Genomic DNA, 444 nt, shown 5'->3' on the forward strand with positions numbered 1-444 from the left:
GGCCGCGGCCGTCGTCGGCTGGGCGGCGGGCCACGGGCTGCGACCCGGCGCGGAAACCTCCTTCACCGGCCATGGCCAGGGCCGCTCCCCGGCGCTGACGGTCGAGCAGATCCGTGCCGGATACTTCTCCTCCGCCCTGGAGTTCAGCCCGAGCCAGGCCCAGGGCGTCATCGAAGGCCTGACCGCGCTGCCCGGCCAGAACACCCCGCGTCCCGACCCGGTCTACCGGCTGCTGTCCGCCACCGGACGCGAGTACCAGGCGCCTCCGACCGGCGACCCGTGGTTCGACGTGCCGCGCGGCACCGACGTGACGAAGACCCAGGCGTTCACCGAGACATACGGCTACGACCGGGCCGGGAACCTGCTCACGCTGACTCATGCCGGCACCGGCGGTTTCAGCCGCGCCTTCACGGTCACGCCGGTCAGCAACCGGCTGCAGCGGAT

Annotated in this window: 1 protein-coding gene; it reads left to right on the forward strand. The window is 72.7% G+C overall.

Annotated elements, in window-relative coordinates; genetic code table 11:
* A partial coding sequence (locus CAY82_RS27570; protein WP_218190858.1) for a hypothetical protein occupies positions 1 to 444 on the forward strand: 444 nt, incomplete at both ends.

The organism is Pseudomonas sp. SID14000, assembly GCF_002165135.1.
Classification (GTDB): Bacteria; Pseudomonadota; Gammaproteobacteria; order Pseudomonadales; family Pseudomonadaceae; genus Aquipseudomonas.